Here is a 12,167-nt window from a genome sequence, read left to right as displayed (position 1 = left end):
GAGCCGGGACCAGCCCGGCGCGCGAATGACAAGGCTCGGCTCCGGCGCGGCATCAGCCGACCGCGCCCTGCCGGCTCAGGCGATCGATCTCGGCAGCGGCGTAACCGAGCGAGGCCAGCACGGTTCGCGTGTCGGCGCCGAGCGCCGGCGGCGGCGCCACGGCGCGGCTGCGCGCGCCATTGGCCTTCAGCGGCAAGGCCACGACACGATGATCCTTGGCCGTCTCGACCGGCAGATCCTGGACGATGCCGGCGGCCTTGACCTGTTCGTGGTCGAGCATCTCGGCGACAGTGTTCATCTCGCTGCACGGCGCGCCGGCCTGCCTCAGCGCCGCGACAATCGCCACGGTGGTCTTTTTGACGGTGACCGCTTCGAGCGCGGCCTTGAGCGCCGGCCGGTTGGCGACCCGCAACGGATTGGCGGCGAAGCGCGGATCCTGCGTGAGCTCCGGACAGCCGAGGCCGGCGCAGACCTTGTCGAACAGGCGGTCATTGCCGGCGGCGATGAAGACATGGCCGTCGGCGGATGCGAACAGTTCGTAGGGCGCGGTCATGGTCATGGCCGAACCGAGCTTCTGCGGCAGCCGGCCGGTGGCCAGATAGCTCGCGACAAACACCGTCATCCAGCTGATGCCGGTCTCCATCAGGCTCGCCTCGACCAGCATGCCCTCGCCGCTCCTGGCGCGGTGCATCAGCCCGCCCATGATGCCGAGCGCCGCCCACATGCCGGTGCCCATGTCGATCAGCGATACGCCGACGCGAACCGGATCGTCGCCCGGGCTGCCGGTCGTGCTCATGATGCCGGTGAAGGCCTGCATCAGCGGGTCGTAGCCGGGCAGGCCCTTCAACGGTCCGACCTGGCCGAAGGCGCTGATCGCGCAATAGACGAGCCGCGCGTTCAGGCCGTTCAGATCGTCATGGCCAAGGCCGCGCGCCTCGGCGCTGCCGGGCTTCATCGAATGGACGAAGACATCGGCCGTCGCCGCCAGGTCACGCAGCACCCGCCGGCCGTCGGGCTGGTCGATGTCGATGCAGATGCTCGATTTGTTGCGGTTGAGCGCCAGGAAGGTCGAGGACTGGCCACCGATCTCCGGCGGGCGCCAGTCGCGCGTGTCGTCGCCGCGCCCCGGCCGCTCGACCTTGATCACCTCGGCGCCGAGATCGCCGAGAATCTGCGTGCAGAACGGCCCGGCGACATTCTGCGTGAAGTCGACGACCTTTATGCCGGACAAAATGCTTTCGAGCATGGCGCGATCAGCCTGAGATGTTCCTGGCGCGGCGATGGAGCTTGCGGTTCGCCTATTTGTTCGAACTTAATAGGAGGCGACATGAACTGCAATCGGCCACTCGGCCAACCCGCGCCTCAGGCCCGCTGGCGGAGCATGCTGCGCAGCGAATAGCGGCCGGCCGGATAGAGGTTCTGCGAGACCTCGAAGGTCGCCCCGGTATGGGCAACGTAGCGGCGCGTCACCATCAGGGCCGGGCTGTCCGGCTCGGCGCCGAGCAAGGCAGCGATCGGTCCCGGCAGGGCCGCCGCGGTGACATCCTGCTCGACATATTCGAGCTTCAGGCCGTGCTGCTCCAGCACCCGTTCATAGATGGCCCGGTCGGGCTGACGGATCCGGTCGCGCTCCGGCGCAAACCGATCGGGAACATAGATCTCCGACCAGCACAGAAGCTCGCCATTGCTGCGGGTCGACCGGACACCGGCAATGCGGAGCCAGCGGGTGTCGGGCAAGCCCTGCAGCTCCGGCGGACCGCGCTCGGAGGTCGAGACGAAGCTCTCGTAGCGAATGTCGAGCAAGGTGTTTTCGGCAAAATCCAAGAGGCCGCGCAGGTCGCGCAGGCTATGGGCATAATGCGACACCGGCCGGGCCGACAGCACCACCGTGCCGGTCTTGCGCCGGCGGCCGAGCAGGCCCTGTTCGGTCAGGATCTTCAGCGCTTCCCTGACCGTGTGGCGGCCGACCTGGAAGCGCGCCTGCAATTCCTGCTCGGTTGGGAAGCGGCCACCGATCGGATAGACCGCGCAGGCTATTTCGTCGGCCAGGACGGCGGCGAGGTTCCGGTGCCGCGGCTGGGCCGCGCTGGTCTTGTCGGTCATGGCAGCGTCAGGCGTTTGCTGGGGCGCATGGCCGGCATGGATAAGCCAAAACCGGCCGCGCGTCTCGCCGCGGCCGGCCCGCCGCGCCGCTATTTGAGCATGCCCATGTAGCGCGGCAGCCAGAGCGTCAGTTCCGGGATGAAGGTGATGGCGAGCAGCGACAGGAGCAGCGGAACCAGCCAGGGCAGGATCGCCATCGTCGTGCGCTCGACCGAGAGGCCGGAAATGCGCGCCAGCACGAACAGCACCATGCCGAGCGGCGGATGCAGCAGGCCGACCATCAGGTTGAGCGTCATGACCACGCCGAAATGGATCGGGTCGACGCCGACCTTCAGCAGGATCGGCATCAGCACCGGCACCAGGATGCTGATGGCGGCGATCGTCTCCAGGAAGCAGCCGACCACCAGCAGCAGGAGGTTGACCAGCACCAGGATGATATAGGGATTGGTGGTGATCGAGAGCAGCGCATCGGCCGCCTGCTCGGTCAGCCGGGTGGTGGTCAGCACCCAGCCGAACAGCGATGCGGCGGCAACGATCAGCAGCACGCCGGCGGTGGTCTCGACGGTGTCGAGGGTGACCTTGTAGAGCTGCTTCCAGCTGAGCGAACGATAGAGGAAGGCGCCGAGCATCAGCGCCCAGGCGCAGGCGGCGATCGCCGCTTCGGTCGGCGTGAACCAGCCGAAGGCCATGCCGCCAATGATGATGACCGGTGTCATCAGGGCGGGGACCGCGGCGATGAACGTGTAGAACAGGACGCGCCAACGGAAGGCCTGGTCGCGGCCCATGCCGTATTTGCGCGCGCACCACCAGACATAGGCCATCATGAAGATGGTCATGACCAAACCCGGAATGATGCCGCCGAGGAACAGCGCGCCGATCGAGACATTGGCCATCATGCCGTAGATCACGAAAGGCAAGGACGGCGGGATGATCGGCCCGAGCGTCGCCGAGGCCGCCGTAACGCCGACCGAGAATTCGGTCGAATAGCCATGGTCCTTCATGGCCTTGATCTCGATCGTGCCGAGCCCGGCGGCATCGGCGATCGCGGTGCCCGACATGCCGGAAAAGATCACCGAGCCAATGATGTTCACCTGCGCCAGGCCGCCGCGCATCCAGCCGGCGATGGCCACCGCGAAGTCGTAGATCTTGTTGGTGATGCCGGCTGAATTCATCAGGTTGCCGGCCAGGATGAAGAACGGCACGGCCAGGAGCGGAAACGAGTCCAGGCCGCCGGCCATGCGGTGCAGCACCACGAAGTCGGGGATATGGGCGATGAAGTGGGTATAGACCAGCGACGAACCAGCCAGCGCGATGAACACCGGCAGGCCGGCGATCAGTGCCGCGAGGAAGATGAAGATGACAATGGCCATGGCGTGCGGCGCTCAATCGACGTCGGGAATGGAATGGGGCGGCGCGCGCCGGAAGCCGTTGCGGGCCTCGCGCAGGAGGTTCAGCGCCTGACGGAACACCATCAGGAAACAGCCGACCGCGATGCCGCCATAGACCAGCGACATCGGCCAATCGACCACCGTCATGTAGAGGCCGTGCATGCGCTCGGTGATCAGAATGGAAAAATAGGCGAGCAGGCCGACGAAGAAGAGCTTGGTGATCTCGACCGCCGCGATCAGCACCCGCCGCCGCAAGCCGTCCTGCATCAGGTTCATCACCAGCTCGACCGAGATATTGGTATTGCGGCGCATGACCATGGCGCCGCCGACGAAGACCAGCACCATCAGCAGGTAGCGGGCGATCTCCTCGGTCCAGGCCAGGCTGTCGTTCATCACGTAGCGGGTGAAGAACTGCAGGAAAATGATGAAGGCCAGCGCCCAGAACAGGGCGATCGACAGCCAGTCCTCGAGGAAATATTCGACCGTCACCTCTTCGTCCTCGGCGACGATCAGGTGGACGTCCTCGACGGGGTCTGCGGGCGCTCTCGCACTATCGGTCATGGCGGCGGTCCTGGGATCGTTCATGCGTCAAAAACCCGACGGCAAGGACCTGGGAGGCCAAGCCGCCGTGGATGATGCGGGCTGGTGAGCAGCGCTTGTCCGGAGGGCGGAAAACCGCCCCCCGGCGCAGCCCTCAGCTCGACGGCGCAAGCGCCTGCAGCGCGTCATATTCGGCGCGCGACCAGCCGGCGCCGGCCGAAGCATCGTTGTGCAGGGGGATGGCGACGGCCCGGAAGGCGGCCCGGTCCGGCTCGATCACGGTCTTGCCGAGCTTCCTGAACTCGTCCGCCAGCAGGCCTTCGGACGTGCGGATCGCTTCCGAAGCGCGCGCCGCCGCCTGCATCAGCACCTCCTGGAAGGTGGCTTTCTCGGCGTCGTTGAGCTTGCTCCAGACATGGCTGCCAACCACCGACACCAGCGATTCCGTGATGTGGCCGGTCAGCATGATATGGCTCTGAACTTCGTAGAACTTCTTCGCCATGATGGTCGGCAACGGATTTTCCTGGCCGTCGACCGTGCCCTGCTGCAGCGCCAGATAGACCTCGGCGAAAGCGATCGGCGTGGCATTGGCGCCGACCGACTTGGTGAACATCAGGAACAGCGGCGCCGGCGGCACCCGAAGCTTCATGCCGCGCATGTCCTCGGGCTTGTTGATCGCCTTGTTGGCGGTGACATGACGGGCGCCGTAATAGGTCAGCGACGCCACCTTGTGGCGGGTGCGGCCCTCGTAGCCCGACGCGATCTGCCGGAACAGCGGCGCATCGCGATAGGCCTTCCAGTGGTTGTAGTCGCGCAGCACATAAGGCGCGTTGGTGATGGCGATCGGCTTGTGGATCGAACCGGCAAAGGCGACGCCGGTATAGATCATGTCGACCGTGCCGAGGCTCAGGCCCTCGTTGATCTGGTTCTCATTGCCGAGCTGGGACGCCGGGAAGACGTCGATCTGGTATTTCCCGTTGGTGCGCTTGGCGATCTCCTGCGCGGCCCACAAGGCTTCGGTGTGGTAGGCCTCGTTGGTCTCGTAGACATGCGCCCATTTCAGCTTGGTCGTCTGGGCCCGAAGCGGGGTGGCGGCGAGTGCGAGGCCCGCGCCTGATATCAGCGCATTGCGGCGAGTGACGATCATTGGGTTTCCTCCCTGGGGGTTCCTGCCTTGTATCTGTTGGCATCGGGCGGTTGACCCGCCACTCATTGCGCGACGCCCTCGCAGGACGCACGGGCATCAGTCAGGCGACGAAGCGCTGGATGGTCGCGACGTCCTCCTCAAAATGGTTGGGGTTGATCCGGCGGATCTCCGCCAGATTGACGTCGAGACCGGCAATGTGGCGACCCATGGCCTCGGCCGCGGCATCGGCGTCGCGCGCCTCGATGGCGTCGAGCACCAGCTTGTGCTCGCGAATGACCAGCGCCATGCGGCCGGGCTGCGGCAAGGTCAGCCGGCGGTAACGGTCGACCTGCAGCTTGACGGTCTGCACCAGCGCCCAGATGCCGGGAAACCCGCCAGCCCGCGCGATCGTCTCGTGAAAGGCCTCGTCGGCCAAATGAAAGGCGCCCTGATCGCCGGCCTCGGACGCCTCGGCCTGACGGGTCAGCAGGGCCCGCATCTCGATGATCTGGCTCGGTGTCGCATGGGCCACCGCCGCCCGCACCGTCACCTCCTCCAGCGCCTTGCGCACCACGATGGTCTCGGCCAGCGCCGAGAGGCGAATGCGCGAGACATAGGTGCCGGCCTTGGAGACGACGTCGATCAGGCCTTCGCCGGCCAGCCTGAGGATGGCCTCGCGCACCGGCGTGCGGCTGACCCCATGGGCCAGCGCAATGGCCTTCTCATTGACCTGCGAGCCGGGCTTGCGGGCAAGCGAGACGATGTCGTCGCGCAGCGCCAGATAGACGGCTTCCGCCGCCGTGCGGCCGCGCGGCATCCGGCCCGATCGTGGCTCATCATTCGACATCGCCACCTGTTCCTCCCAGGGAAAGGGAGCATGTATGCCTTATATATAAGACGCAAGGGCGAATCGTGTCGGCCGCGATTTTTGGCCGAAACAGCCGGCGGAGCGGGCCATGGTTCAGCCGGCGATGACGCCCTTGCGGATCAGGAAGCAGCCATAAGGCCTGGGGTCGCCGACCTGGACGACGGCAAAGGCCTGTTCCGCCGCCGCGTAGAAATCAAAGCGCTCGAGGCCGGCCATGGCCAGGCTGCGGCCGGCCGCCCGGTCGACTTCGGCCTGCACTTCGGCCTGAACCTCGGGGATCGTCCCGGGGTCGCCGACCACCTGCATCCGCCTGACCGGATCGGCGGCGAAATCGTCGACCGGCAGGACCGACAGAATGGCGCTGGCCGCATGTCCCATGGTGAGCCCGGGCAGGCGGACCAGGCGGCCCGAAATGGTGGCGCCGGCGATCCGCTCGGCCGGATGGTTGGCGTCGACCAGAGCCAGGTCGTCGCCATGACCCATGGCGGCAAGGATCCATAGGAGATCCGGCGTCAGCAGCGGGTCCAATCCCCTGAGCATCATGATGTCCTGTCGCAAGAGGTCGGTGTCACGGTGAAACGCCTGCCGATCGTCATGCCGGCGTCGGCGCATCGGCGGGCAGCAGCCCTGCGCTCTTCAGATCGCTCCAGAGCGCCTGGGGGATCGGCTTTTTCAAGGTCTCGACATTCTGCCGGATCTCATCCGAGGTCACCGCGCCGAGCACGATGGAGGCAACCGCCGGATGGGCGGCCGGGAAAGCCAGCGCCGCATGGGCCAGTTCCGTGCCGTGCGCCTTGCAGATGGCCTCGATACGGCTGACGCGGTCGAGCAAAGCGGGCGAGGCCGGCGCATAATTGTAGAATGCGCCGGGCCGGGCGCCGGTCGCGAGGATGCCGGAATTGAACACCCCGGCCAGCAGCACGGCGATGTTGCGCGCGAGCGCCAGCGGCAGGAAGGTTTCGAGCGCGCCCTGTTCCAGAAGCGTGTAGCGGCCGGCGAGCATCATCACGTCGAAATCGCCGGCGCGCGCGAAGCGCTCGCACATCGCCGCCTCGTTGACGCCGACACCGATCGCCTTGACCACGCCCTCGTCGCGCAATCGCACCAGGGCCCGGTAGGCGCCGCTCATCGCCGTCTTGAAATGCTCCTCGACGGCGTCGCCATGGGTCCAGCGGTCGACGTCGTGGATCAGCAGGATGTCGACATGGTCGGTGCCGAGCCGGATCAGCGACTGCTCGAGCGAACGCAGCGCGCCGTCATGGGAATAGTCGATCACCGCCCGGTGCGGCAGGCCGCCGCGATAACCCGAGCCATCGGCGCGCGGCGCACGCGGATCCATCCAGCGCCCGACCTTGGTCGACAGGATCACCGCGCCGCGCGGCACGGCCCTGAGCGCGGCGCCGATGCGATGCTCCGACAGGCCGTGGCCGTAGAGCGGCGCGGTATCGATCAGGTTGATGCCGGCGGCAAGCGCCGCGGCGACCGCGCCCTGGGCCTTGGCCTCATCGAGCTCTTCATAGAGATCGCCGAGCGGCGCGCCGCCGAAGCCGATCAGCGTCGGGCGGAGCTCAGCGCCGATGCGCCGGCGCGGCAGTGGATCGACGGGGACGGTCGAAGGCCCGGGCATGGTCACCGGCGTCATCTCGGATCGACCGGCAAAGCCGGCAGGCCGAGCTCACGTTCGATCCAGGCGGCAAGGCCGAACAGCGCCGCCTCGTGCCGGCTATGCGCCAGGATCTGCACGCCGATCGGCAGGCCGTCAGGCGCGAAGCCGATGGGGATCGAGATCGCCGGCAGGCTGGTCATCGACCAGATCGCGGTGATCGAAATCCAGTCGAGATAGGAGGTCGAGGCGACACCCTCGATGTCGGCGGGATAGAGCGTCTCGACCGGAAACGGCATGGCCTGCGCGGCCGGACAGACCAGGAAGTGATGCTCGTCGAGAAAATCGGTGGTGCGCCGGAACAGCTCGGCGCGATAGCGATGGGCCTCGGCGAGCGCGGCTCCCGCCTGGTCGCGGCCACGGTCGAGGTCGCCAAGCACGGGGTCTGGAAACTTGTCGCGATCCGCCGGCAGGAACGGTTTCCACGAGCCGTAGAAACCGGCACCGCGCAGCGCGCGGAACGCTTCCATCGATCCGGTGACATCGGGCGCGCCCATGCGGACATCGACGCCGGCCTGCGTCATATGCTGCGCGAAGGCGCCGACGGCGGCGCGGATCGGCGCGGCGATCGGCAAGATGCCGAGATCCGCCGAAATCGCCAATCGCTGCGGCTTCGAGGGATTGAGCGCGGCATCGAGGAACGGCGCCTCGGTCGCCGGCGTGGTCAAGGGATCGCCCGGGTCGAAGCCGACCATGGCATCGAAGAACAGGGCGAGATCGGCAACGTTGCGCGCCATCGGCCCTTCGACCGCGATCGTGTCGAACGGGTCGGCCAGCCGCTTGCGCGGCACGCGGCCCGGCGTCGGCCTCAAGCCCGTGACATTGCAGAAGGCGGCCGGGATGCGCAGGCTGCCGCCATAGTCATTGCCATGCGCCAGCCAGGCTTCGCCGGTGGCCAGCGCTACCGCCGCGCCGCCCGACGAACCGCCGCAGGTCAGCCTGACGTCATAGGGATTGCGCGTCGTGCCCAGCACGCGGTTGGTGGTTTGCGCCCCGCCGAGCTCGGACAGGTTCGACTTGCCCAGCACCACCGCGCCATTGCGTTCGATCAGCGCGACGGTGCGGTCGGAGACCTCGGCCACCCGGTCCTTGAACAGGAGCGTGCCGCCTGTCGTGCGGACGCCGCCGACATCGGCATTGTCCTTGACCACGATCGGCAGGCCGGCGAGCAGCGTCGCCTGGCCGGTCCGCCGCGCCTGATCGGCGGCGGCCGCCTGCTCGCGGGCACGCTCGAGGCAGAGCGTCGGCACGGCGTTCACCTGGGGTTCGACGGCCGCGATGCGCGCGGCCGCCGCCTCGACCAGTTCGAGCGACGTCACCTCGCCACGCTGGAGCAGTTTGCGCGCGGTGAGCGCGTCGAGCCGGATCAGATCACTGGACATGACTGGCCTTGGACAATGCGGGAGCGGCACATGAATTGCGGACGATCAAGCGGGGCGCCATGACGGTGGTCGCGCCGGCGCTGGTGCGGGCACCGGACATGCGCTCGACCACCAGATCCAGCGCGGTCTCGCCCATGGCACGAACCGGCTGGGCGACAGTGGTCAGCCGGGGCGTCACCGCCTCGGCCCAGGACAGGTCGTCGATGCCGACGATCGAGACATCGCGCGGGCAGCTCAGGCCAAGATCGGCAACGGCGCGCAAGGCCCCGATGGTCATCAGGTTGTTGGTGGCGAGGATGGCGGTCGGCGCAGCCGCGCCACGCAACAGGTCGATCGCCGCGTCATAAGCCGCCTGTTCCTGGAAATCGGCGTCGCGGACGAGCGCCTGGTCGAAGGCGAGACCGGCGGCGAGCAGCGCCTCCCGATAGCCTTGCAGACGATCGGCCGCCGTGCGGACGATCTCCGGGCCATTGATCAGCGCGATGCGCCGATGGTCGTGGCCGACGATATGGGTGGTCGCCTCGTAGGCCGCACGGTGATTGTCGAGCACGACGGCATCGTAGCCGAGGCCGTCCATGGCGCGGTCGACCAGCACGACCGGAATTTCCAGCGCCGCCAGCAAGGCCGCGCGGTTCATCGAGACGGCGCCGGTCGGCGCCAGGATCAGTCCGTCGATGCGCTGCGACCGCAACATTTTCAGATGGGCCTCCTCGCGCTCGACCCGCTCGTTGGAATTGCACAAGAGCACAAGATAGCCGCGCGCGGCCGCCGCGTCCTCCACCGCCTCGAACAGGTCGGAGAAGAACGGGTTGGTGATGTCGCCGACGATCAGGCCAATCAGCCGGCTGGAACCCTTGCGCAGGCTGCGCGCGGCGGCATCCGGCGCGTAGCCGAGCTTGTCGACGGCGGCGCGCACCCGCGCCAGCAGTTCGGGACTGACCCGCTCCGCATTGTTCAGCGCATTCGAGACCGTGGCGACCGACACATTGGCCAGCCGCGCCACGTCGCGGATCGTCGCCATGACACCTCTCGATCGAGCCGGGGCCGGCTCAGTGAAACGATACAAACGCTTGGCTCATTCTTTCCCGAGCCGGCGACGAATGGCAAGCGTGGATCGAAAAACAATTGGCTTGTGTCGCATAATCATCTGTGACAGCCTAATTGAAACGTTTCACAACAAGCACATCGGGAGGGTTCGGGACATGACACGCAGGCAGGTCGAATCCGTCCCGGCATCGGCGTAACGGTCATGCTCGGCTATATCCTGCGCCGCCTGGCGGCCACCATTCCCGTGCTGCTGTTCGTGGCGCTGCTGGTGTTCTTCCTGTTGCGGCTGACCCCCGGCGATCCGGCGATCCTGATCGCCGGCGACCAGGCCACCACGGCACAGATCGAAGACATCAGGCAGAAGCTCGGTTTCGACCGGCCGCTGAGCGAGCAGCTCGTCACCTATGCCGGACAGCTCGCCCGCGGCGACCTCGGCAGCTCGATCTTCTCCGGCATGGCGGTCACCCGGCTGATCGGCATGCGCGTCGAGCCGACCGCCATGCTGGCGCTGGTCGCCATCGTGCTCGCCCTGGCCATCGCGGTGCCGCTCGGCACCATCGCGGCGGTCAAGGCCGGCAGCCCATTCGACCGGGCGGTGATGGCCTTCGCCATGCTCGGCTTCTCCTCGCCGGTCTTCGTCATCGCCTTCCTGCTGGTCTATGTCTTCGCACTTGGTCTCGGCTGGTTCCCAACGCAAGGCTATGTGCCGCTGGCGCAAGGCCTCGCGCCTTGCCTCAACAGCCTGGCTTTGCCCGGCCTGACGCTGGCCCTGCTCTATGCCGCGCTGATCGCCCGTATCACCCGGGCAAGCCTCCTGGAAGTGCTGTCGGAGGACTATGTCCGCACCGCCCGCGCCAAGGGGCTGCTGCCGGGACGGGTCATTCTGCGCCATGCGTTGAAGAACGCCGCCATCCCGATCGTCACCGTGGTCGGCGTCGGCATCGCCGCCCTGCTCGGCGGGGTCGTGGTGACCGAGACCGTGTTCAACATTCCAGGCCTCGGCCGGCTGACCACCGATGCCATCCTGCGGCGCGACTATCCGGTGGTGCAGGGGCTGATCCTGGTGTTCTCGACCATCTATGTCCTGATCAACCTGCTGGTCGACCTCAGCTACGTGCTGTTCGACCCGCGCGTGCAGTATTGAGGCCGCGATGGCGATGACCGAAATCACCGGCCATGCCAACCGCCGGCCGTCGCGGGCGATGCGCCGCTTTCGCGCGCTCGGGCAGTTCCTGCGCGGCCAGCCGGTCATCCTGGCCGGTGTCACGGTGCTCGCCTGCTTCGTGATGCTGGCCATCGCCGCGGCGCTGTTCCTGCCGGATCCGGCCCGGCTCAACCCGATCGTCCGGTTGCGTCCGCCGAGCCTCGATCATTGGTTCGGCACCGACCAGCTCGGCCGCTCCACCTTGTCGCGCACGCTCAACGGCACCACCGTCTCGCTCACCGTCGGCGCGCTGGTGACCATCGTCACGACGGTTTTCGGCCTGGTGATCGGCCTGGTCTCGGGCTTCACCCGCTGGCTCGACGGGATCGTGATGCGGTTGATGGACGGGGTCATGGCGATCCCCGGCATCCTGCTGGCCATCGCACTCATGTCGCTGTTCGGCTCGAGCGTGCAGAACGTCATCGTCGCCATCAGCATCGCCGAAATCCCGCGCATGGCCCGGGTGGTCAGGAGTTCGGTGCTGGTCATCCGCGAGCAATTGTTCGTCGAGGCCGCGGTGACCAACGGCACGCGCCTCACCCGGCTGCTCGCCCGTCACGTCCTGCCCAATGTCGCCGCACCGGTGATCGTCCAGGCCACCTATGTCTTCGCCTCCGCCATGATCGTCGAATCCGTCCTGTCCTTCCTCGGCGCCGGCACCCCGCCGACCATTCCGAGCTGGGGCAACATGCTCGCCGACGGCCGTCAATATCTGCAGCGCGCGCCTTGGCTCGTCGCCTTTCCGGGCGTCGCGCTGGCGCTTCTGGTGCTCACCGTCAATGTGCTCGGCGATGCGCTGCGCGATGCGCTCGACCCGCGCCTGGCGCGCCGGCCGCGGAATTGAGG

12 protein-coding genes are annotated in these 12,167 nt (G+C 67.2%); 2 read left to right on the top strand and 10 right to left on the bottom strand.

What is annotated here, in order from left to right; genetic code table 11:
- Window positions 1-52 precede the first annotated feature (52 nt).
- From E8M01_RS17825 to E8M01_RS17780, 10 genes are all read right to left on the bottom strand, one after another.
- A complete protein-coding gene (locus E8M01_RS17825) occupies window positions 53-1,246 on the bottom strand; it encodes a CaiB/BaiF CoA transferase family protein (protein ID WP_136961353.1) in 1,194 nt (397 codons plus the stop codon).
- 116 nt (window positions 1,247-1,362) lie between these two features.
- The gene (locus E8M01_RS17820) at window positions 1,363-2,103 is read right to left on the bottom strand and encodes a GntR family transcriptional regulator (RefSeq protein ID WP_136961352.1); all 741 of its coding nucleotides are present in this window, start codon (window positions 2,101-2,103) and stop codon (window positions 1,363-1,365) included.
- 89 nt (window positions 2,104-2,192) lie between these two features.
- Window positions 2,193-3,473, bottom strand: coding sequence for a TRAP transporter large permease (locus E8M01_RS17815; protein WP_136961351.1), 1,281 nt, complete (start codon window positions 3,471-3,473; stop codon window positions 2,193-2,195).
- Between the two features lie 12 nt (window positions 3,474-3,485).
- The gene (locus E8M01_RS17810) at window positions 3,486-4,052 is read right to left on the bottom strand and encodes a TRAP transporter small permease (protein WP_170181948.1); all 567 of its coding nucleotides are present in this window, start codon (window positions 4,050-4,052) and stop codon (window positions 3,486-3,488) included.
- Window positions 4,053-4,185: 133 nt separating this feature from the next.
- Window positions 4,186-5,178: a sialic acid TRAP transporter substrate-binding protein SiaP gene (locus tag E8M01_RS17805; RefSeq protein WP_136961349.1), complete on the bottom strand. Its 993-nt coding sequence runs from the start codon at window positions 5,176-5,178 to the stop codon at window positions 4,186-4,188.
- A gap of 100 nt (window positions 5,179-5,278) precedes the next feature.
- A complete protein-coding gene (locus E8M01_RS17800; RefSeq protein ID WP_136961348.1) occupies window positions 5,279-6,004 on the bottom strand; it encodes a GntR family transcriptional regulator in 726 nt (241 codons plus the stop codon).
- Window positions 6,005-6,118: 114 nt separating this feature from the next.
- Window positions 6,119-6,565, bottom strand: a complete 447-nt coding sequence (locus E8M01_RS17795) for an RbsD/FucU family protein (protein WP_136961347.1) — start codon at window positions 6,563-6,565, stop codon at window positions 6,119-6,121.
- Window positions 6,566-6,617: 52 nt separating this feature from the next.
- Window positions 6,618-7,667, bottom strand: coding sequence for an aldo/keto reductase (locus tag E8M01_RS17790; protein WP_246088341.1), 1,050 nt, complete (start codon window positions 7,665-7,667; stop codon window positions 6,618-6,620).
- A complete protein-coding gene (locus E8M01_RS17785) occupies window positions 7,664-9,070 on the bottom strand; it encodes an amidase (protein ID WP_136961346.1) in 1,407 nt (468 codons plus the stop codon). The genes E8M01_RS17790 and E8M01_RS17785 overlap by 4 nt, the downstream gene beginning before the upstream one ends.
- Window positions 9,060-10,091 (bottom strand): LacI family DNA-binding transcriptional regulator, encoded by a 1,032-nt coding sequence (locus tag E8M01_RS17780; protein ID WP_136961345.1) that lies wholly within the window; start codon window positions 10,089-10,091, stop codon window positions 9,060-9,062. The genes E8M01_RS17785 and E8M01_RS17780 overlap by 11 nt, the downstream gene beginning before the upstream one ends.
- Window positions 10,092-10,319: 228 nt before the next feature.
- Here E8M01_RS17780 and E8M01_RS17775 point away from each other — a divergent pair, with 228 nt between their 5' ends.
- Window positions 10,320-11,261: an ABC transporter permease gene (locus E8M01_RS17775; protein ID WP_136961344.1), complete on the top strand. Its 942-nt coding sequence runs from the start codon at window positions 10,320-10,322 to the stop codon at window positions 11,259-11,261.
- Between the two features lie 7 nt (window positions 11,262-11,268).
- Window positions 11,269-12,165, top strand: coding sequence for an ABC transporter permease (locus E8M01_RS17770; RefSeq protein WP_136961343.1), 897 nt, complete (start codon window positions 11,269-11,271; stop codon window positions 12,163-12,165).
- Window positions 12,166-12,167 lie beyond the last annotated feature (2 nt).

Source organism: Phreatobacter stygius (assembly GCF_005144885.1).
In the GTDB taxonomy this organism is placed as follows: domain Bacteria; phylum Pseudomonadota; class Alphaproteobacteria; order Rhizobiales; family Phreatobacteraceae; genus Phreatobacter; species Phreatobacter stygius.
This window is presented reverse-complemented; position numbering and strand designations above follow the sequence as displayed.